The organism is Streptomyces sp. NPDC036984 (genome assembly GCF_055607665.1).
Genome location: NZ_JBVJRL010000004.1, coordinates 245,824 through 266,361, shown reverse-complemented (window position 1 = coordinate 266,361; position 20,538 = coordinate 245,824). Strand labels below are relative to the sequence as shown.

The 20,538-nt window shown below is 72.3% G+C and carries 19 protein-coding genes; 2 read left to right on the top strand and 17 right to left on the bottom strand.

Features of this window, described 5'->3' with window-relative positions; all coding sequences use genetic code 11:
* Positions 1–5 precede the first annotated feature (5 nt).
* From ACZ7DL_RS10560 to ACZ7DL_RS10545, 4 genes are all read right to left on the bottom strand, one after another.
* Complete coding sequence (locus tag ACZ7DL_RS10560; RefSeq protein WP_470773143.1) at positions 6–1,334, bottom strand: WxL domain-containing protein; 1,329 nt, start codon at positions 1,332–1,334, stop codon at positions 6–8.
* Between the two features lie 174 nt (positions 1,335–1,508).
* Complete coding sequence (locus tag ACZ7DL_RS10555) at positions 1,509–1,985, bottom strand: hypothetical protein (protein WP_470773141.1); 477 nt, start codon at positions 1,983–1,985, stop codon at positions 1,509–1,511.
* Between the two features lie 298 nt (positions 1,986–2,283).
* Positions 2,284–2,637: a cytidine deaminase gene (locus ACZ7DL_RS10550; protein ID WP_470773140.1), complete on the bottom strand. Its 354-nt coding sequence runs from the start codon at positions 2,635–2,637 to the stop codon at positions 2,284–2,286.
* A 28-nt stretch (positions 2,638–2,665) separates the two neighbouring features.
* Complete coding sequence (locus tag ACZ7DL_RS10545) at positions 2,666–3,487, bottom strand: helix-turn-helix transcriptional regulator (RefSeq protein WP_470773579.1); 822 nt, start codon at positions 3,485–3,487, stop codon at positions 2,666–2,668.
* Positions 3,488–3,635: 148 nt separating this feature from the next.
* Between ACZ7DL_RS10545 and ACZ7DL_RS10540 the strand changes: the two genes are divergently transcribed.
* Positions 3,636–5,075: an MFS transporter gene (locus tag ACZ7DL_RS10540; RefSeq protein ID WP_470773139.1), complete on the top strand. Its 1,440-nt coding sequence runs from the start codon at positions 3,636–3,638 to the stop codon at positions 5,073–5,075.
* Here ACZ7DL_RS10540 and ACZ7DL_RS10535 read toward each other — a convergent pair.
* The 7 genes from ACZ7DL_RS10535 to ACZ7DL_RS10505 form a co-directional block, all read right to left on the bottom strand.
* Positions 5,037–5,396: an MmcQ/YjbR family DNA-binding protein gene (locus ACZ7DL_RS10535; RefSeq protein ID WP_470773138.1), complete on the bottom strand. Its 360-nt coding sequence runs from the start codon at positions 5,394–5,396 to the stop codon at positions 5,037–5,039. The two genes, ACZ7DL_RS10540 and ACZ7DL_RS10535, sit on opposite strands and share 39 nt — an antisense overlap.
* Positions 5,393–6,694 (bottom strand): hemolysin family protein, encoded by a 1,302-nt coding sequence (locus ACZ7DL_RS10530; protein WP_470773136.1) that lies wholly within the window; start codon positions 6,692–6,694, stop codon positions 5,393–5,395. Before ACZ7DL_RS10530 ends, ACZ7DL_RS10535 begins: the two co-directional genes overlap by 4 nt.
* A gap of 7 nt (positions 6,695–6,701) precedes the next feature.
* Positions 6,702–7,199, bottom strand: a complete 498-nt coding sequence (gene ybeY / locus ACZ7DL_RS10525) for an rRNA maturation RNase YbeY (RefSeq protein WP_470773135.1) — start codon at positions 7,197–7,199, stop codon at positions 6,702–6,704.
* 12 nt (positions 7,200–7,211) lie between these two features.
* Positions 7,212–8,291, bottom strand: a complete 1,080-nt coding sequence (locus ACZ7DL_RS10520) for a PhoH family protein (RefSeq protein ID WP_470773134.1) — start codon at positions 8,289–8,291, stop codon at positions 7,212–7,214.
* Between the two features lie 314 nt (positions 8,292–8,605).
* Complete coding sequence (locus tag ACZ7DL_RS10515) at positions 8,606–9,760, bottom strand: carbohydrate kinase family protein (RefSeq protein WP_470773133.1); 1,155 nt, start codon at positions 9,758–9,760, stop codon at positions 8,606–8,608.
* 72 nt (positions 9,761–9,832) lie between these two features.
* Entirely contained in the window at positions 9,833–11,122 is a 1,290-nt protein-coding gene (locus ACZ7DL_RS10510; RefSeq protein WP_470773131.1) for a glucarate dehydratase family protein, read from the bottom strand.
* Positions 11,119–12,135: a 5-dehydro-4-deoxyglucarate dehydratase gene (locus ACZ7DL_RS10505; RefSeq protein ID WP_470773129.1), complete on the bottom strand. Its 1,017-nt coding sequence runs from the start codon at positions 12,133–12,135 to the stop codon at positions 11,119–11,121. The genes ACZ7DL_RS10510 and ACZ7DL_RS10505 overlap by 4 nt, the downstream gene beginning before the upstream one ends.
* A 191-nt stretch (positions 12,136–12,326) precedes the next feature.
* On the opposite strand from ACZ7DL_RS10505, the gene ACZ7DL_RS10500 reads away from it, so the two are divergent.
* On the top strand, positions 12,327–13,577 hold the full coding sequence (locus tag ACZ7DL_RS10500) for an MFS transporter (protein WP_470773128.1): 1,251 nt from the start codon (positions 12,327–12,329) through the stop codon (positions 13,575–13,577).
* Here the strand turns inward: ACZ7DL_RS10500 and ACZ7DL_RS10495 are convergent.
* The 6 genes from ACZ7DL_RS10495 to ACZ7DL_RS10470 all read right to left on the bottom strand — a co-directional run bounded on the left by ACZ7DL_RS10495 (position 13,550) and on the right by ACZ7DL_RS10470 (position 20,525).
* A complete protein-coding gene (locus tag ACZ7DL_RS10495; protein WP_470773126.1) occupies positions 13,550–14,554 on the bottom strand; it encodes an adenosine deaminase in 1,005 nt (334 codons plus the stop codon). The genes ACZ7DL_RS10500 and ACZ7DL_RS10495 overlap by 28 nt on opposite strands.
* A gap of 20 nt (positions 14,555–14,574) precedes the next feature.
* Positions 14,575–15,480, bottom strand: coding sequence for a ribonuclease Z (locus ACZ7DL_RS10490; protein WP_470773124.1), 906 nt, complete (start codon positions 15,478–15,480; stop codon positions 14,575–14,577).
* 6 nt (positions 15,481–15,486) lie between these two features.
* Positions 15,487–15,840, bottom strand: coding sequence for a histidine triad nucleotide-binding protein (locus tag ACZ7DL_RS10485; protein WP_470773121.1), 354 nt, complete (start codon positions 15,838–15,840; stop codon positions 15,487–15,489).
* 121 nt (positions 15,841–15,961) lie between these two features.
* Positions 15,962–19,177: a S41 family peptidase gene (locus ACZ7DL_RS10480; protein WP_470773119.1), complete on the bottom strand. Its 3,216-nt coding sequence runs from the start codon at positions 19,175–19,177 to the stop codon at positions 15,962–15,964.
* A gap of 46 nt (positions 19,178–19,223) precedes the next feature.
* Positions 19,224–19,730: a hypothetical protein gene (locus ACZ7DL_RS10475; RefSeq protein WP_470773117.1), complete on the bottom strand. Its 507-nt coding sequence runs from the start codon at positions 19,728–19,730 to the stop codon at positions 19,224–19,226.
* Between the two features lie 402 nt (positions 19,731–20,132).
* Positions 20,133–20,525 carry a VOC family protein gene (locus tag ACZ7DL_RS10470; protein ID WP_470773116.1) on the bottom strand — a complete coding sequence of 131 codons (393 nt, stop codon included), beginning with the start codon at positions 20,523–20,525 and terminating at the stop codon, positions 20,133–20,135.
* Positions 20,526–20,538 lie beyond the last annotated feature (13 nt).

The following is a 20,538-nucleotide window of genomic DNA, read 5'->3' as shown; positions in this document are numbered from 1 at the left end:
TACGCTCACGTGAGCGTCAGCGTGAGCACGCCGGAGTACGCGCCCGGAGGCGTGAACGCCGGTACGTCCAGGGAGAGACCTGCGTCGACGGTGAACTCACCGCCGGTGAGCGTGCCGTTGGCAGTCGACGCGAGGGTCGCTCCCGAGCTGCCGACGGTGCCCGCCGAGCCGGCCCGGCACGTGCTGGGGCTGCCCGCCTTGGTCGCGCAGGCCGGCGTCCAGCTGAGCCTGCCCGCGTCGATCTTGGCGCCGGGGCCGGTGAAGTCGGTGACCTTGCCGGTCAGGGACCAGCCCGCGGGCCCGCCGCGGAAGTCCTTGACGGTCACCGTGTGGAGGTCGCCGGTCGAGGGGCCGCCCTCGCCGAAGCCGACCGCCGACAGGGCGACAAAGTCCCCGGCCTGGGACATGGACAGGGTGCCCGCCTTGACGGTGGTGGTCAGCTTCTGGCTGCCGGCCGGGACGGGCGTGTTGTCGTTGACGACGTAGGCCGCGGGCCCGGCACCCTTGTCCGGGTTCCAGGAGCCGCCCTCGTAGGCCACGATCCCGGTCGTCGTCTTGTCGTTGACGACGAGGGAGCCGCTGAAGGCGCCCTGGGCGTTCGCGGTCACGGTCGCAGTGTCCGCGGTCTGTGTGCCGCCGGCCCGTCCGGCCAGGGTGACACTGGCACCCGGCGTGAAGTTCGTCCCGCTGACGGTGACACCGGCACCGGGGTCACCGGAGGCGGAACTCAGCGAGATGGACCGGGTGTTGGCCGGCGTTCCGTCGGTCGCGGTAATGGTCTGCGAGGCCGGGGCGGGCGGGGTGATGACCGTGCAGGGGGTGTCCAGCTCCAGGATGTAGCTGGTGTGGATGTTGTAGTCGCCGGGCGAGAGGGTGATCCGCCCGGCCTTGGTGACGGTGAAGGTGCCGGTCATGGAGAAGGACGGGAAAGCCGCCTTCCCCGGCACCGGCGGATTCTTCTTCGGCCCGGCGACGGTGACGTCACCGCTCTGGGCGCCACCGAGGGTGACCTTCCCGGTCGGGGTCATGATGTCGGCGGGCAGGGCCAGGTCGGTGGGGTTGCTGGCGGCGGCCGTGACCACGGTGTAGGTCACGGTGACCGTGTCGCCGACCTTGGGACTGGTGCGGTCCACCGACACGCTCGCGGTGGTGGTGCCGTCGATCGGCGGAATGCCCGCGACGGCCGGCGGAATGCAGTGCGTGGCGAAGTCCACGTTCGCGCCGGCGGCGCCGGCCGGACAGGCCAGCGCGCCGCCCGCGGTGACCGCGAGGGCGGTCGACCCGAGCAGTGACGCCCAGCGCCACCGTCGGGCTCTTCGGGGTGTCGGACCCATGGGCCCCCTCCTGAGGGTTGCGGGCGCAGCGGCTCATCTGCGCCGACAGGGGGCATTGATGTGGAGCGGGGGTGAGAAGTCAATGGAGATGCCGCAGAAATCTGACGGTTCATCAGTTTCTGCGGCATCCCGGAGAGTTCCGCACGATCCGGAACAGATCGCTCAGTTGTACGGTCAGTCGAAGACGAACGGGCCGGGCGACTGCTTGGCCGTGGCCGTACAGGTCACGGTGACACCGAAGATCACCATCTTGAGCGAGCCGCCGTACGCCTCCAGGCTGTCACCGGAGGCCACGGTGGCGGGGAGCGGGCCGACACTGACCGCGTCGCCACTGGCCATGGCCGGGTTCTTCGTCCCGCTGAAGACGGTGGTGCCGCCGCTCGCCTTGACCAGGGTGAGCGTGGAGGTGATCGAGTCCTGGGCCACCGCGACCGGCGCCTTGATCGCGGTGGAGGTGAGGGTGATGGTGGCCGAGGTGCCGCTCTGGGTGGCGGTGAGCGCGGCCGTGCCGCCACCGAAGATGCCGCAGCTCGCATTGATGGTCGCCGACTGGGGAGTGACGGCGGCCGCGGTGGGGGCGAAGGCCAGTCCGGTGACCGCGAGGGCCCCGGCGGCCAGTGCCGCACCCGTTGCCGTGCGCTTGCCTCTCATGGGGATCCGCTGCCCTTTCCTTGTGGGGGGAGTGCCATGTGGGGACGCCGACGGACGGGGAGGCCTGCGCAGGCGGGTGCGGGCACACTGCGCGGCGGTGCGGATCTGACGGTCCGTCGGAACCTATGGCCCCATTGACGCGCGCGGGCGAGGCCCCAACAAGGTTGAATTCCAGCCGACCTGTTGTTCGGTCAGCTCTCCAGCGAGGGAGCCCCCACCCCGGTCGGCGGCTTTCGGCCGGCAGTTTCGGGTGGACGGGTGGGAAACGGGGGTCCAGGGGGCGGAGCCCCCTGGGAGCTCAGCCGGCGGAAACGGTACCCCGCACAGTGCCGTCCGGCGAGGCCAGCAGCACCGGCGTCCCCGCACCACCCAGGTCGGCCACGGCAGCCAAGTCCTCCGCCGGCACCGACTCCACGTCACTCACCACCGCCGCCGCCTCCAACGACGTAGCCCCCGAAGCCACGGCCATGGCGACAGCCGTCCGCAGCGCACTGAGCTTCAGCGAAGCAAGCTGCACCGACCCGGCGACATACGTACGCCCGGTCTCGTCCCGTACGGCCGCCCCCTCGGGGACACCGTTGCGGGCCCGCGCGGAACGGGCCAGGGTCACGATCTTGCGGTCCTCAGGGTCAAGCCCGTTGCTCTCGGTCATGCCCAGAGCATACGAAGCTCCGGGCCCCTCACCCCGCCACGGGGTACATCACGCCCCGCCGGCCCTCCGGCGAGGCCAGCCACTCCAGCTTGGCCGCGGTGTTCGCCTCGTCCAGCGGAGCGTGCAGCACGACCATCAGATCGGGCCGGGCCGGCACCTTCATCACCGTGGACTCCACCACCAGCAGGCCGACCACCGGATGGTCCAGCTCCTTGCGGACCTGCCCCTGGTCCTCGATGTCCCGCTCCGCCCACAGCGCCACGAACTCGGGGCTGCGCGCCGACACCTCGGCCAGCACCGCCTGGAACCCCTCGTCGTCCGGCCGGGCGGCGCACGCGGCCCGGAACTGCGCCACGACCGTGCGCGCGTTCCGCTCCCAGCTGGTGCTGCGCGACCGGTACAGCGGGTCGGTGAAGAAGTCGACGAGGCAGTTCTGGGTGATCTCCGGCCGCATGCCGAGCACCACCGCCGCAGCGTCGTTGTACAGCACGCAGTTGTAGTACAGGTCCATGATGTGCGCCGGATACGGCATCCAGGTGTCGATCAGCCGCTTCAACCCCTCGCACATGTCCCGCCGGCCCGGGTCGACTTCGGGCGTGGGCGGGTTCAGCCCGGCCAGCAGATACAGGTGCCGGCGCTCGGCGTCGCTCAGCCGCAGCACCCGGGCGACGGCGTCCAGCACCTGCGGGGAGACGGAGATCTCCCGCCCCTGCTCCAGCCACTGGTACCAGGAGGCGCCCACACCGGCGAGTACGGCGACCTCCTCCCGGCGCAGCCCGGGCGTACGGCGCCTCCCGCCGCCCACCGGCAGCCCGGCGTCCCCGGGGCTGACCCGGGCCCGCCGGCTCATCAGGAACTCGCGCAGTTCACTGCGGCGCGGACTCTTCACCGTGTCGACTGCCGGCACGTACCGATCCCCCTCATGCTGTCTGGTGGTGCCACCACCACCATAAGTTCCGACTCCCCAGCGGTATTCCGATCACCGCAAGCTCGGTGTCATGGCGATCGACACCACCACCCATCCGTCCGCTGCCACCGGCGAACCGCTCGGCGCCCCCCGGCTGTCGACGCGCGACAAGCTCGTCCTGTTCGTCCTGTGCGCGGCCCAGTTCATGGTCGCGCTGGACTTCTCCGTCCTCAACGTGGCCCTGCCCGACCTCGGCCGCGACCTCGGCATGAGCCAGTCCGCCCTCCAGTGGGCGGTCACCGCGTTCGCGCTGCCCTCCGGCGGCTTCCTGCTGCTCTTCGGCCGCATCGGCGACCTGTACGGCCGCCGCCGGCTGTTCCTGACCGGTCTGGCGCTGTTCGGTGCGGCCTCCCTGCTGGCGACGCTGGCCTGGGACCCGGCGGTCTTCCTCGTCGGGCGCGCGCTCCAGGGCGTCGGCGCGGCGGCGATCGTCCCGGCCGGCATGTCCCTGCTGACCACCACCTTCCCGGAGGGCCCGGCCCGCGACCGCGCCCTCGGCATCTCCGGCATGCTGCTGTCGCTGGGCTTCACCGTCGGCATGGTCGCGGGCGGTGTGCTGACGGACACGCTCGGCTGGCGCTCCACGATGGCCGTGCTCACGGTGTTCGCGCTGATCGTCCTGCCGCTCGCGCCCGGCCTGCTGCCGGAGTCCCGCACCCCCGAGCGGCCGCGCCTGGACGTGCCCGGCGCGATCACCGTCACCGGGGGCCTGCTCTCCCTGATCTACGCCCTGTCCACGGCCGCCGACCACGGCTTCGGCCACGCGAACGTCCTCGTGGCGCTGGTCGCGGGCCTGCTGCTGCTGACCGCGTTCGCCGTGGTCGAGTCCCGCTCGGCGGCACCCCTCGTCTCGCTGCCCATGCTGCGCCGCCCCACGGTGGCCTGGGGCAATCTGGCCGGTCTGGTCACCTTCTCGATGATGTCGACGGTGATCTTCGTGCTGACGCTGTACCTCCAGGAGGTGCTGCACCTGTCTGCCTTCGAGACCGGCCTGGTCTTCGGCGTCCAGGGCGTCCTGTCGGCCGTCGCCGGCAGCCTCGCGGCGCGGGTCATCGGCCGCTTCGGCGCCCGCCGCACGCTGGTCGGCTCGCTGACCGGTCAGGGCGCGCTGGTGGCGACGCTGCTCCTGCTGAACACTCACACCTGGTCGGTGTGGCTGGCCACGGCCGCCGTGTCCCTGGCGAGCATGTGCCACCTGGGCGCGATCATCTCGTACGGCCTCACGGTCACCTCCGGTGTCCCGGACGAGGAACAGGGCCTGGCCACCGGCCTGGTGACCTCCACCCAGCAGGTCGGCCTCACGGTCGGCATCCCGCTGCTCGGCGTGCTGGCCACCACCTCCGGCGATCTGCTGACCGGGGCGCACACGGTCCTGGCCCTGGACGCGGGCGTCGTCCTCGCCACCGCCGTCCTGGTCGGCCTGGGCCTCAGGTCACGGACGGTCCAGCCGCAGCCGCTCGGCACGCGGTAGACCGGCGACGACCAGGTCGTACGAGTCCTCGATCAGCTCCCGGACCAGCCGGTCCGGGAGTTCGCCGTCCACCGTGACGGTGTTCCAGTGCCGCTTGTTCATGTGCCAGCCGGGGACGATCAGCCCCTCGTGCTCGCCGCGCAGCCGCATCGCGTCCTCCGGGTCGCACTTGAGGTTGACCGTCAGGGGTCGCGCGTCCAGGTTCGTCAGGGCGAACATCTTGCCCAGCACCTTGAAGACCGAGGTCTCCGGGTTGAACGGGAACTCCTCCACGGCCGCGTTGAAGGACAGGCAGAAGGCGCGCAGCTCCTGCGGGGTCACTCGGCCTTCTCCTCCTCGGCGACGGGCACGGGCACCGGTTCCACCAGAACCGTGACGATCTTGTTCCGGCGGCCGGCGGCGGCCTCCGCGGTCAGCTTCAGCGTGCGCTCGTCGGGCAGTTCCACCTCAGCCGACGCGCCCGCGATGGGCACCCGGCCGAGCGCCTTGGCGAGCAGTCCGCCGACGGTCTCCACGTCCTCGTCGTCGTACTCCTCCAGGCCGTACAGCTCGCCGAGGTCGGTGATGTCCAGGCGGGCCGTGACCCGGAAGCGGTCGTCGCCGAGGTCCTCCACGGGCGGCAGCTCCCGGTCGTACTCGTCGGTGATCTCGCCGACGATCTCCTCCAGGATGTCCTCGATGGTGACGATCCCGGCGGTGCCGCCGTACTCGTCGATGACGACGGCGACGTGGTTGCGTTCCTTCTGCATCTCGCGCAGCAGGTCGCCGGCGTTCTTGGTGTCGGGCACGAACACGGCGGGGCGCATGGCCGTGGACACCAGGTCGCCCTCCGTCTCCCGGCTGATGTGCGTCTTGCGGACCAGGTCCTTCAGGTACACGATCCCGACGATGTCGTCCTCGCTCTCGCCGGTGACCGGGATGCGGGAGAACCCGGAGCGCAGGGCGAGGGTGAGGGCCTGCCGGATGGTCTTGAAGCGCTCGATGGTGACCAGGTCGGTGCGCGGCACCATGACCTCGCGGACCAGGGTGTCGCCCAGCTCGAACACCGAGTGCACCATGCGGCGCTCGTCGTCCTCGATCAGCGACTCCTTCTCGGCGAGGTCGACCAGCGCGCGCAGCTCCGCCTCGGAGGCGAAGGGGCCGCGCCGGAAGCCCTTGCCGGGGGTGAGCGCGTTGCCGATGAGGATCAGCAGCGACGGGATCGGCCCCATGACCCGGGCCAGCGGCAGCAGCACGTACGCGGCCGCGGTCGCCGTGTGCAGGGGGTGCTGGCGGCCGATGGTGCGCGGGGAGACGCCGACGGCGACGTACGACACGAGCACCATCACGCCGATGGCGATCAGCAGGGCCTGCCAGGTGGCGGCGAACTCCTGAAGGCAGGCGTACGTCACCAGCGCGGCGGCGGCCATCTCGCAGGCCACGCGGACCAGCAGGGCCAGGTTGAGATAGCGGGTGGGATCGGCGGCGATCTGGGCGAGCTTGGCGCTGCCCCGCCGGCCGGACTTCACGGCCTCCTCGGCGCGGAAGCTGGAGACGCGCGCGAGGCCCGCCTCCGCGCAGGCGGCGAGCCAGGCGACGACGACCAGCGCGATCGCGCCGACCACGATCTGCACGGACATGGGGCGCTTACGAGACGGTCGGCGCCGGGGACGGCCCGGTCAGACCGCGCTCGTCCCGCCAGCCGTCCACGATCGCGGCCTGGAGACCGAACATCTCGGCCTTCTCGTCGGGCTCCTCATGGTCGTACCCGAGCAGGTGCAGCACTCCGTGGACGGTGAGCAACTGGAGCTCCTCGTCCATGGAGTGCTGCGTGGGCGCATCGGCGCCCTGCTTCGCGGCGACCTCCGGGCACAGCACGATGTCACCGAGCAGCCCCTGCGGCGGCTCTTCGTCGTCCTTGGACGGCGGCCGCAGCTCGTCCATCGGGAACGACATGACATCGGTCGGACCCGGCAGGTCCATCCACTGGACGTGCAGCTGCTCCATGGCGTCGGCGTCCACGACGATCACCGAGAGCTCGGAGAGCGGGTGGATGCGCATCCGCGCGAGCGCGTAGCGGGCGATGTCGAGGATCGCCTGCTCGTCTACCTCGGTGCCGGACTCGTTGTTGACGTCGATCGACATGGCGGTGCTGGTCTACTTCCCTTTGGGGCCCTTGGCACCGGTCTTGCCATGGCCGCCCTTGTGGGCGCCGTTCTCGGTGCCGTGCTTGCTGTCGTACTGCTCGTACGCGTCGACGATACGGCCCACCAGCTTGTGCCGTACGACATCGTGGGACGACAGCCGGGAGAAGTGGACGTCCTCCACGCCCTCCAGGATCTCCTGGACCTGCCGCAGGCCCGACTTCTGCCCGTTCGGCAGGTCGACCTGGGTCACGTCACCCGTGATCACGATCTTCGAGTCGAAGCCGAGGCGGGTGAGGAACATCTTCATCTGTTCGGGGCTCGTGTTCTGGGCCTCGTCCAGGATGATGAAGGCGTCGTTGAGCGTGCGGCCACGCATGTAGGCGAGCGGCGCGACCTCGATCGTCCCCGCCGCCATCAGCCGCGGGATGGAGTCCGGGTCGAGCATGTCGTGCAGCGCGTCGTACAGCGGGCGCAGGTAGGGGTCGATCTTCTCGTAGAGCGTGCCGGGCAGGAAGCCGAGCCGCTCGCCCGCCTCCACCGCCGGACGGGTCAGGATGATCCGGTTGACCTGCTTGGACTGGAGGGCCTGCACGGCCTTGGCCATGGCCAGGTAGGTCTTGCCGGTACCGGCGGGGCCGATGCCGAAGACGATCGTGTGCTTGTCGATCGCGTCGACGTACCGCTTCTGGTTGAGGGTCTTCGGGCGGATCGTGCGGCCCCGCGAGGACAGGATGTTCTGCGTCAGAACCTGTGCCGGGGTCTCCGGCCCGTCGCTCATCCCGTTCTCGCTCGCCTTGAGCATGGCGATCGAGCGTTCCACTGCGTCCTCCGTCATCGGCTGCCCGGTGCGGAGCACCAGCATCATCTCGTCGAACACGCGCGAGATCAGAGCGACGTCCCTCGGGTCGCCGACCGCGCTGATCTCATTGCCCCGGACGTGGATGTCGGCCGCCGGGAAGGCCCTCTCTATCACGCGCAGGAGGGAGTCGCCGGAACCCAGCACGGTCACCATGGGGTGCTGGGCGGGGACGGTGAACTGCGCTCTCGCCTGCTCCTGCGCGGGTGTGTGAGCTGTGGGTGTCTCTGTCATGGGCCGGCGCTTAAGGCCTGCGCTTCCTCCTCGTCACGGCCGCGTAGCTGAGGGCGGCCTCGCGATTCCAGGGTACGACGGTGGACTGACAAGCCTGTAGGACTTTTCACGGGACCGCTTGCCGACGGGCCGAGCCGCAAGCCCGCAGGCCCTTTCATACGACCGCTTGCCTGCGGGCCGAGCCGCAAGCCCGCAGGCCCGGCCGCTTGCCGGCGGGCCGATCCGCGACCCCCGGTGGGTCACTTCTCGGCCGACCGAGACGGGTGGGCGGGTGGGCGAAACGGGGGTCCAGGGGGCGGAGCCCCCTGGTCACGTCAGCCGGACCGACGGAACCCGATGGTCGGCACGGCACGCCGCAGCGGCCAGGGCCGATCCAGCTCCTCCGGCACCAGCCCGTCAAGGAACGCATACTTCCGCAGCGCCCTCGGTTCCTGCCCCGGAAGGGACTGCACCCGCCGCCACCACGCCCCGATCTCCGACCACCCTGGCGCCGACAGCGACCCCCCGAACTCCTGCACCGACAGCGCGGCCGTGAGCCCGGCGAACGCCAGCCGGTCGGCCAGCGGCCACCCCGCGAGGGACCCCGTCACGAACCCGGCGACGAACACGTCCCCCGCACCCGTCGGATCCAGCGCCTCCACCGCGATCGCCGGCACCTCCGCCGTCTCCCCGGTCCGCCGGTCCACCGCGTACGCCCCCTCCGACCCGAGGGTCACCACGGCCACCGGCACGTACGCGGTCAGGGCATGCGCGGCCAGCCGCGGACAGTCGGTGCCGGTGTATCGCTTGGCCTCCTCCGCGTTGGGCAGGAACGCCTCGCAGTGCTCCAGGTCGGCGAGCCCGGCCAGGTCCCACGCCCCCGTGTCGTCCCAGCCGACGTCGGCGAAGATCCGGGTGCCCTCGCGGGCGGCCTCGGCGATCCACGAGGCGCGCGTCCCGGGGGTGAGGGAGGCGACGGCCGCACGCGCGCGGGGCGGCCGGGCCGGGGCCCCCTCGCCGAACACGGCCTCGGGCGGCGGCTCGTGCCCGTGCGAGACCATCGTCCGCTCGCCCTCGTACGCCATGGAGACGGTCACCGGGGAGTGCCAGCCGGGCACGGTCCGCGAGGCCGAGAGGTCGATGCCCTCGCCCTGCTCCAGCGCGTCCCAGCAGTACTCGCCGTAGTGGTCGTCTCCGAAGGCCGCGGCGAGGGCCGTCCGCAGGCCGAGCCGGGCCAGGGCGGTGGCCATGTTGGCGACCCCGCCGGGGCTGGAGCCCATGCCCCGGGCCCAGGACTCCGTGCCGCGGACGGGCGCCGAGTCCAGGCCGGTGAAGATGATGTCGAGGAAGACCGTGCCGGTGAGGTAGACGTCCCAGGGCGGGTCACCGGGGGCGCGCAGCGCGGCGAGCGGATCGACCCGGGTCTGGCAGCGCGCTGCCTGGGTGAGGTGTTCCGGTTCCTCTCCGGTGAGGGTGTGCGACGGGGTCACGGGCGCTCCCTGGCATGGTGCGGTTCTGGCCAGTGTGCACCAGGTCATGCACCGGGATCCCGTGTGCGCCGGTCACCAGCGGGGCATCACCGGTGTGCGCCAGTCCGGTTCGGCCGCGCGCATCGCCGCCGCGTCGTCGCGGTCCCGCAGCGAGCCGTCGTCCTCCGCCCACCGCCGGTGCAGGCGGGCCAGTTCGTCCCGGTCGAGCTCGACGCCGAGGCCGGGCGCGTCGGACACCGCGACCCGGCCGCCGGTGAAGGCGAGCCGCTCGGTGAGGACGTCCTCGGACTGCCAGGGGTAGTGGGAGTCGCAGGCGTGGCGCAGACCCGGCACCGTGGCCGCGACCTGGGTCATCGCGGCGAGACTGATGCCGAGATGGGTGTTGGAGTGCATGGACACCCCGACGCCGAAGGCGGCGCAGATCGCGGCGAGGTGCTGGGTGTTGCGCAGCCCGCCCCAGTAGTGGTGGTCGGAGAGGACGATCTGGACGGCGTCCTTCGTGAACGCCTCCTCGATCTCGCCGAAGGTGGTCACGCACATGTTGGTCGCGAGCGGCACATCCGTGCCGGCGGCCACCTCGGCCATGGCCGGTGTGCCCAGCGTCGGGTCCTCCAGGTACTCCAGGACGTCGCCGAGTTCCTTCGCGACCTTCAGCGAGGTCTCCACCGACCAGGCACCGTTGGGGTCGAGCCGCAGCGGGTGGCCGGGAAAGGCCTCGGCGAGGGCGCGTACGGCGGCGATCTCCTCCTGCGGCGGGAAGACACCGCCCTTCAGCTTGAACGACCCGAACCCGTGCCGCCGCCGCAGCTCCCGGGCCTGGGCGACGACTCCGGCCGGATCGAGCGCGGCGCCCCACCCGTCCGGCTCGGCCGGGACGCCCGCCGGGTGGGCGGCCGGCTTGTAGAAGAGATAGGCGCTGTACTCGACGGCGTCCCGCACCCTGCCGCCGAGCAGCGCGTGCACGGGCAGCCCGAACGCCTTGCCCTGGGCGTCCAGGCAGGCGACCTCGAAGGCGGACAGCACGGACAGCCGGAGCTTGTCGGCGGTCTGCACGCCGCGCAGCCCGCCCGCGTCGACCTCTCCCGTGACCCGGGACTCGTCCACCCCGAGGTCGATCCCGAACAGACCGTTCACATCCATGACCGAGCGTCCGGTGAACCGCTCGGCCAGCGGCCGGGCCAGTTCCAGGTACTTGGTGTCACCGTAGGTCTCGCCGAGCCCGGTGATCCCCTCAGCGGTCACGACCTCCACGATCAGCCGGGGGGTGTACGGCTGGTGCACGCCCTGGGTGTTGAGCAGCGGCGGGTCGGCGACCAGGATCGGCGTCAGCCGTATCTCGGTGATGGTCAGGTCACGGGTCACAGGGAGGCTCCTACGAGGTCGAGTCCGGCGGCCAGCAGGGCCTTCAGGTCGGCGAGGTCGGCGGGCGAGGGATCGGTGAGCGGGGCGCGCACGGGTCCGACGCGCTGTCCGCGCAGCCGGGCCGCCGCCTTCACCAGGGACACGGCGTATCCGGGCACACGGTCGCGGAGTTCGACGAACGGGACGTAGAAGTCGCGCAGCAGCGTGTCGACGGTGCCGTGGTCCCGGTCCCGCAGCGCGCCGAAGAACGCGCCGGCGATCTCGGGGGCGAAGGCGTGCACGGCCGAGGAGTAGGCGGGTACGCCGACGGTGGCGTAGGCCCGGGCCTGGATCTCGGCGGTGGCGGCGCCGTTGAAGAAGAGGAAGCCGTCGGGGGCGGCGAGGGTGAGGCGCTGGAGCCGGTCCAGGTCACTGTGGCCGTCCTTGAGGCCGATGACATGCGGGATGCGGGCGATGCGGCGCAACCCCTCCACGCTATAGGCGACCTGGCCGCGCTGGTAGGCGATCAGGGGCAGCCTCGTGCGGGCGGCCAGCCGCTCCAGCTGGGCGGCGAGGCCGTCCTGCGGGGCCTCGGTCAGGTAGTGCGGCAGGACCAGCAGGGCGTCGGCGCCGGCCTCCTCGGCGATCCGGGCGAACCGGGTGGCCTGCGCCCAGCCGTATCCGGTGCCGGCCACCACGGGCACCCTCCCCCGCGCTCGAACGCCCTCGCGCGGGGGGACCCCCATGGCCGCCTCCTTCACGGCGATGGCGACGACCGTCCGGTACTCCTCCTCGTCCAGCGAGAAGAACTCGCCGGTGCCGCAGGCCGGGAAGACGGCGCCGGGACCGGCGGCGAGCCGGTCGGCCACATGGGCCCGGAAGCCGTCGGGATCGAGGGTTCCGTCGTCATGGAAGGCGGTGAGCGGGAAGGACAGCACACCGCGCGCCATCCCCTCCCGCAGTCGCCGCGCCACGTCCTGCGGAGTCGGGTCGCCACCCACCTGACCATCTCCCCTTGTGAATGCCGTCCACATATGAGAATGGAGGCTAAACGCTCCTACCCCGGTCCACCACCCCCAAACCCAAGCGTGGCCCGGATCACACCCACCGGGCTTCTTCCCGAACCGCGTGCTTGATACAACTTGCTCGCGCGTTCCTGTCCGTCGACGGGCGTCGCCCCTCTCCCCCCTCTTTCGAGCCGCTCTCGCCTGCCCTGGGAACGCCCGTGTCCGCCCCCCGCACCCTGCCCTGGCCCCTCGTCGCCCTGTTCACGGCCGGGTACCTCGCCCCCTACCTGCTGCCGACGACGGTCGGACGCCTGGACTCCGGCCTGCCGCTGACGACCACTCAGGCCGGTGCCGTCGGCAGCGTCCTGCTGCTGAGTTCCGCGGCGGCGGGTTTCCTGCTGGCCTCCCGGGTCGAGCGGATCGGCCCCCGCACCCTGGCCCGCGCCGGCCTCGCACTCGCCTTCCTCGGCTACGGCGGCGCCGCCCTCACCGGCGCCGTACCGGCCGTCGTCGCAGGCGCGGTCGTCGGAGGCTTCGGGTCCGGCACGATCACGGCGGTCGCGTCGAGCGGCATCGCACACCAGAGGAACCCGCACCGGGTCACCACGCTCGGCCTTCTGGGCGTCTCCGCCCTCGCGGGCGCCCTGTATCTGACGATCCCCCACCTCGGCCCCGGCCACGGCCTCCCGCTGACCGCGCTCGCCCTGACCGCGCTCGCGGTCTGGCCGCTCACCGGCCGCCTGTCCGCCCGTACCGCGCCGGTGCGCACGGCCGTCGGACGCGCCCGCCTCCCCCACCCCCGCGCGGGCCTGCTCCTGGCCGCCGCGATGCCCTGCTGGTCCCTAGCCCAGAACGCCCTGTGGGGCGTCAGCGGGCGGATCGGGCTCGACCAGGCCCACCTCAGCGAGGTCACCGTCGGCGCGGTCTTCGCGGTCGCGCTCGGCGCCGGACTCCTCGGCGTGGTGGTCGCGGGCGCACTCGGCCCGCGGCTGGGCCGGGCGGTGCCCATCGGCGCCGGTACGGCCCTCATCGCGGGCTGCATCGCGCTCAGCGCGGCCGCGACGGACCTGCCGGCGTTCGCGGCGGGCGAGATCGCCTGGAACCTGCTCTACCCGGTCGTGCTGTCGTACGTCATCGCCCTGGCCGCGTCCCTCGACCCGCGGGGCCGCTGGACCGTCCTGGTCGGCTCGGCCTCCTCGCTGGGCACGGCGGCCGGGCCGCTCGCGGGGAGCGTGCTGGCGGCCGGGGCGGGCTTCCCGGTCATGGGCGAGGTGCTGGCCGCGGCTTTGCTGCTGATCGCCGTGCCGATGACGGCGGTGGCGCTGCGGGCCGGCAGGCGCCCCCTCACCGTGGTGGACATCCCGATCGCCGAAGCCCCGGTCGCGGACATCCCGGTCGTGGAAGTCCCGGTGGAGACGCCCGCCGTACCCATGCAGCGCGCCTACGACACCGCGTCCCCGAACTCGTAGGCGTCGACCTCGGCGAGACAACGCGCCCGCCGCTCCTCGTCGTCCTCGAGGAAGGAGGCGAGGAAGGAGTTGCGGGCCAGCTCGCGGAGCCGCTCCTCGGTCAGTCCCAGGGAGTGGCGTACCGCGGCGAAGTTGTCGCCCGCGTACCCCCCGAAGTACGCCGGGTCGTCGGAGTTGACCGTGCACAGCAGGCCGGCGTCGAGCATGGCCGGCAGCGGGTGGTCGGCCAGCGTGTCCACGGCGCGCAGCCGGACGTTGGACAGCGGGCACAGGGTGAGCGGGATCCGCTCCCGGACCAGCCGCTCGACCAGTGCCGGGTCCTCCATGCAGCGCAGTCCGTGGTCGACGCGCTCCACGCCCAGCACGTCCAGCGCCTCGGTGATGTACTCCGGCGGCCCCTCCTCACCGGCATGCGCCACCCGGCGCAGACCGAGCGCGGCGGCGGCCTCGTACACCTCCCGGAACTTCACCGGCGGGTGCCCGACCTCGGCGGAGTCCAGGCCGACACCGGTGATCCGGTCCAGGTACGGCCGCGCGGCCTGGAGGGTCTGGAGCGCCGACTCGGCGGACTCGTCCCGCAGGAAGCACATGATCAGCCTGGTGGAGACGCCGTGGTTCGCCTCGCTGCCGCCGAGCGCCCGCCACAGCCCCTCCACGACCGTGCCCATGGCCACGCCGCGGGCCAGGTGGGCCTGCGGGTCGAAGAAGATCTCGGCGTGCCGCACGCCCTGGGCGGCGGCCCGGGCGAGGTAGGCGTCGGCCAGATCGGCGAAGTCCTGCTCGGTGCGCAGGACGGCCATCAGCTCGTAGTACAGGTTCAGGAAGGACTGGAGATCCTCGAACTCGTACGCCTTGCGGAGCTCGTCGGTGTCCGCGTACGGGAGGGTCACGCCGTTGCGGGCGGCCAGCTCGAAGGCCAGCTCCGGCTCCAGGGTTCCTTCGATGTGGAGGTGCAGTTCTGCTTTCGGGAGGGGCATCAAGGCATCGTACGGGGGCTTTACCGCCGTTTCGGAACCGGCACCCGCAGCAGGTCGTACGCCACGGTCAGCTCCCCCTCGAACCCGGCCGCCCGCGCCTGCCGCTCGAACTCCGTGGGCTCGGAGTAGCGCTGGCTGAAGTGGGTGAGGACGAGGTGCCGGACGCCCGCCTCCCGGGCCACCGCGGCGGCCTGCCCGGCCGTCAGATGGCCGTGCTCCACGGCGAGTCCGGTGTCCTCGTCGAGGAAGGTCGACTCGATGACGAGCAGGTCGCAGCCCTCCGCGAGCGCGTACACGCCGTCGCAGAGCCGGGTGTCCATGACGAACGCGAACCGCTGCCCGCGCCGCACCTCGCTGACCTCGTCCAGCGTCACGTCCCCGAGCCGGCCCGCACGCTGGAGCATCCCGACGTCCGGGCCCTTGATGCCGTGCGCGGCGAGCCGGTCGGGCAGCATGCGGCGGCCGTCGGGTTCGACCAGGCGGTAGCCGTAGGACTCGACGGGATGGGAGAGCTTGCGGGCCTCCAGCGTGTACGACGGGGTCGCCGCGAGGGCGCCGTCGGCGGCGACCGGGGCCTCGGTGAGGCGGACCGTCTCCCGATAGGCGGTCGCGTACCGCAGACGGTCGAAGAAGCGCTGCCCGGAGCGCGGGTAGTGCGCGGTGACCTCGTGCGGCACCTGGTCGAGGTTGATCCGCTGGATGACTCCCGCGAGGCCGAGGGAGTGGTCACCGTGGAAGTGCGTGACGCAGATCCGGTTCAGGTCGTGGGCGGCGACCCCGGCCCGCAGCATCTGCCGCTGTGTGCCCTCGCCGGGGTCGAACAGGATGCCCTCGCCGTCCCACCGCAGCAGGTAGCCGTTGTGGTTGCGATGCCGGGTCGGGACCTGGCTGGCGGTGCCGAGGACCACCAGTTCACGGACGGACATGCCGAGTTACCCGGGCGGCCACTGAAGACCACGGCCGCCGAGGACGTGGGCGTGAGCGTGCCAGACGGTCTGGCCGGCGCCGGAGCCGGTGTTGAAGACGAGGCGGTAGCTGTCCAGCTTCTCCTCGTCGGCCACGGCCTTGGACTCGGCGAGGACGTCGGCGGCGATCTGCGGGGCGCCTGCGGCAAGCTCGGCCGCGTTCTCGTAGTGGGCCTTGGGAATCACCAGGACGTGCGTGGGAGCCTGGGGATTTATGTCCCGGAAGGCTACGGTCGTCTCGGTCTCGCGGACGATCGTCGCCGGGATCTCGCCCGCGACGATCTTGCAGAACAGGCAGTCGTTCTGCGGCTCTCCGGCCATGCGCTGCGCTCGCTTTCACCAATGATCAATACGGTGGGCATCGTAGTCGTTCGGGTGCGGGTCGTCGTGGGTTGCTCGCGCCCACGCGGCGGAGCCGCATATCGGCACAGCCCCGCGCCCGTCAGATCGGCAACCCCGGAGGCGCTTTCGCGGGTGCCGTTTCCAGGGCCTCAAGTGCCAGCCTTATTGCCTCGTCCAGCTGGGTGTCCCGCCCCGCCGCCCAGTCCTGTGGGCGTTGGACGACCTCCACGTCGGGATCCACCCCGTGGTTCTCCACGTCCCAGCCCTGGCCCTCCAGCCACATCGCGTACTTCGGCTGGGTGACCAGCGTGCCGTCGACCAGGTGGTAGCGGCTGTCGATGCCGATGACGCCGCCCCAGGTGCGGGTGCCGACGACCGGCCCGATGCCGAGGGCCTTGATCGCCGCGTTGACGATGTCGCCGTCGGAACCGGAGAACTCGTTGGCGACGGCGACGACCGGGCCACGGGGCGCGTCCAGGGGGTAGCTGGTGGGGCGCATGCCGCGCGGGAGGTCCCAGCCGATGATCCGGCGGGCCAGTTTCTCGACGACGAGCTGGGAGGTGTGGCCGCCGCGGTTCTCCCGGACGTCGACCACCAGGCCCTCCCGGGTCACCTCCACGCGCAGATCGCGGTGGATCTGGGCCCAGCCGGGCGCCTGCATGTCGGGGACGTGCAGGTAGCCGAGCCGGCCGGCCGAGGCCGCGTGGACGTGGGCGCGGCGGTCGGCGACCCAGGCGTGGTAGCGGAGGGACTCCTCGTCGGCGATGGGGACGACCACGGTGTGCCGGGGTTCGCCGCCGCCCGCCGGGGAGACGGTCAGCTCGACGGGGTGGCCGGCCGTGCCGACGAGGAGGGGCCCCGGGCCGGTCACCGGGTCGACGGAGTGGCCGGCGACGGCGATGATCGCGTCGCCGGGGCGTACGGCGACCCCGGGCGCGGCGAGCGGGGAGCGGGCGTCCGGGTCGGAGGTCTCCGACGGGAGGATCCGGTCGATGCGCCAACTGCCGTCGGCGTGGCGGGAGATGTCGGCGCCGAGCAGGCCGTGCCGGGCGCCGCCGGAGCCGCCGCGCGGGGTGACGTAGGCGTGCGAGGTGCCGAGTTCGCCGTGCACCTCCCAGAGCAGGTCGACCAGGTCGCTGTGGGTGGCGAGCCGGCCGAGCAGCGGGCGGTAGCGGGCGAGGACGCCGTCCCAGTCGACGCCACCGAGGTCGGGCCGCCAGAAGTGGTCGCGCATGAGCCGGCCGGTCTCGTCGTACATCTGCCGCCACTCGGCAGCCGGGTCGAGGGTCTGCCGGACCCGGGCGAGGTCGACGGTGACGCTGCTGTCGCCGTCGTCGTCGGTGCCGGTACGGCGGTCGCTGGGGACGACCCGCAGCCGTCCGTCGGTCCACAGCAGGACGCGTTTGCCGTCGCCGCTGACCTCGAAGTGGTCGGCGCCGGAGGCGAGGTGTTCCAGGCGGCGCTGGGCGAGGTCGTAGCGCTCCAGCTCGGTGTGCGGGTCGGGGTCCTCGGGGTGGGCGCGGGAGGCGCCGAGGACGCCCTGCACCGGGTGACGCAGCCAGAGGACGCCGTCCCTGGCGGCGCGCAGGGTGGAGTAGCGGCCGGCCTCGACCGGGAAGGGCACGATCCGGTCGGCGAGCCCTTCGAGGTCGATGCGGGTCGCGGGGGCGCCCTCGCTGTCGGGGGTCTCGTCCTTGTCGGGCGCCTCGAAGGGGCGGCCGTGCCGCTGCGGGCCGAACGGCGAGGGCGTGGTGGCGGCCAGGGTGATCAGGTGCGGGCGGGCGCCGACCACGAACGCGAGGTCGAAGACGTGCTCGTCGTAGACCGGGTCGAAGGCGCGGTTGGAGAGGAAGGCGAGGTGTTTGCCGTCGAGGGTGAAGGCGGGCGCGTAGTCCTGGAAGCGCAGCGGGGTCGCCTCGGTGACCGAGAGGTCGGTGGTGTGGGCGATGCGCAGCTGCGAGAGCGGGCGGGGGCCGGGATGGGCCCAGGCCAGCCAGGCGGAGTCGGGCGAGAAGGCGAGGCCGGAGACCTCGCCGTCGTCGCTGCGGTCGACCTCGCGGACCTCGCCGGTCTCCCGTTCGACGAGCAGCAGCCGGCCGTCGTGCGCGGCGACGGCGGCCCGGCTGCCGTCGGGTGCCATGGCCAACTCCAGGACCCGGCCGAGCTGTCCGGCGGCGAGCCGGCGGGGCGGGGCGCCGGGCACGGTGCCGGTCGCGGGGGCGAACTCCAGGGCGTCGTCGCCCTCGGCGTCCGTCACCCACACCACCCACTCCTCGCCCTCGGCGCGGAAGGTGCGCGGCATCCGGGCGCGGACGCCGGGGGTGGCGGCCAGGGCACGGGCGGGCCCGGAGCGGTGGGTGACCCAATGGACGCCGCCGCGCACGCAGACGGCACTGCCGCGCGCGGTGTGGTCGGGGGACGCCTCGCCGAACCAGCCGGCGGCGTTGACCGGACGGGGTCGCAGGTCGACGCGCGGGCCGCCGAGCCGGATGTCCAGCCGGCGCGGCTCGGCGCCCTCCAGGTCGTCCAGCAGCCACAGTTCACCGGCCGAGACGTAGACGATCCGGGTGCCGTCGCCCGCCGCGTGCCGGGCGTAGAAGCCCCCGAGGGGGGTGTGCCGGCGCAGGTCGGAGCCGTCGGCGAGGGAGGAGTAGAGCGCTCCGGTGCCCTCGTGGTCGGAGAGGAACGCGATCCGGTCGCCCGCCCACACCGGGAACTCGATGTTCCCGTCGACGTCCTCGTGGAGCCGGACGAAGTCCCCGGTGCCGTCCCGGTCGATCCACAACTTGCCCGCCGTGCCGCCCCGGTAGCGCTTCCAGTAGGCGGCCTCGCGGCCCATCGGGACGGACAGCAGCACGGTGGCCGGCCCGAAGGCCACGTTGCCGACCGGGCCGTACGGCAGCGCCTCGGCCGGTCCGCCGTCCAGCGGGACGGCGTGCGCCCAGGTCTGCCGGAAGCTGGGCCGCCCGTGCGCGCCGAGCGCGAGCACCCGCCCGTCCGGGGTCCAACCGCGCACCTGTGTACGGTGGTTGCCCCAGTACGTCAGCCGCCGGGCGGGGCCCCCGTCGACCGGGGCGACATGCACCTCGGGGGCTCCGTCCCGGGTGGAGGTCCAGGCGAGGTGCCGGCCGTCCGGCGATATCCGGGGCAGGGTCACCGGCATGTTGTCGGCGCTGACCCGCCAGGCCCGGCCGCCGTCGAGCGGCGCGAGCCACACGTCGTCCTCGGCGACGAAGGTCACCAGGTCGCCGTGCAGATGGGGGAATCGGAGATAGGCGGACGTGTCCGTGGTTCCCGTCGAAGCACCCTGAGTCACGCCGTCACTCTACGCAGCGATCGGTGTGTGCCGCTTCCGGTTCGGATCACTTGCCCGGCACGGGCCAGACGGTCCGGGTGACGGTGACGGTCACGGTCGGCTTCGGCTGTCCCCCGGTGGGCGGGCGGTACGTCGGCCCGGGCGCCGCTGAGCAGTTGCCGAGCCCGTTGACGTGGAACACCTGTCTGCCGTCGACCTTGGCCGTCAGGTCACCGCGGACACAGGCCCCGTCGACGGCCTTGGTCACCAGCCCGGCGACGACGATCTTCCGCCCGTCGTCCGTCTCGCCCTGGCAGTCGACGGAGACGACGGTGCTCTCGGACGGCGCGGGCGAGGTGCCGCGCGTGCCGTCGTCCCCCTGACGCCCGGTGCAGGTCAGCCAGGCGACGTTCACATGCCGGTGCTCCAGCGCGGCGGTCGCCGTCTGATCGGTGGTGTAGGCGACGGTCGCGGACCCGAGCCCACCGGGCTGACACGCCACGACGCCCACCCCGACCACCCCGACGATCCCCATCACCCGCGCCCCGCACCGTATCCGCCTCGATACGCCCATACAGGGCAGCGTGCCACCACCACCGTCGGCACGGAAGGCCGCATACGGCCACTCACCCGTTCGGGAAGCCGGCCGCCTACTCTGTCCCGATGCGCAGTGAACGCAGGCTCAGACGGCTCGTTCTGCCCGACGGCACCGAATACCGGTGGAGGGTACGGCACCGGCACGCCGACGGCGGACCCTGCACTGAGGTGCTCTCGCTCCGCGGGGACGGGACGGTGACGCACATCGTGTTCCCCGGTGTGGCCGTCGGCGGTTACGGGCACTCCGGTCTGGTCTTCGACCGGCACGGACACACCGTCAACCTGCACGAACCCCGGGTCGTACGGGCCTTCGTGGACGAACTGCGGGGTCGTGGGCCGGTGACCGGTGACGTGGACGGGTGGGCGTTGCTGCCCGCCGTCAGCCGCGCAGCAGCAGCCACTCCTGGAGTTCCACCAGATTGCCCTCCGGGTCCTTGAGGTGGGCCACCCGCATCCGGTCGGTCATGGGGGCCGGACCGTGCAGCAGAGTCGCGCCCCGGCCGGTGATCTCCGCGCAGTAGGCGTCGAGGTCGTCGACGCGCAGGACGACCAGGGACCGGTGGCCGGTGGCGGTGTCGCCGAGTTCGTTCAGGACCTCGGCCATCATCGCCCGGTCCTGGAGCGCGATCCCGGCGGAGCCGGTGTGCGGGCTGAACTTCTCGTACGGGCCCTCGGTCGCCCCGGACTGCGGGTTCAGGCCGAGTACATCGGCGTAGAAGCGGTAGCAGGCGGCGAAGTCGGTGACCAGCAGCCGGACTTGGGCGAGTTCCACGGTGTCCCCAGGG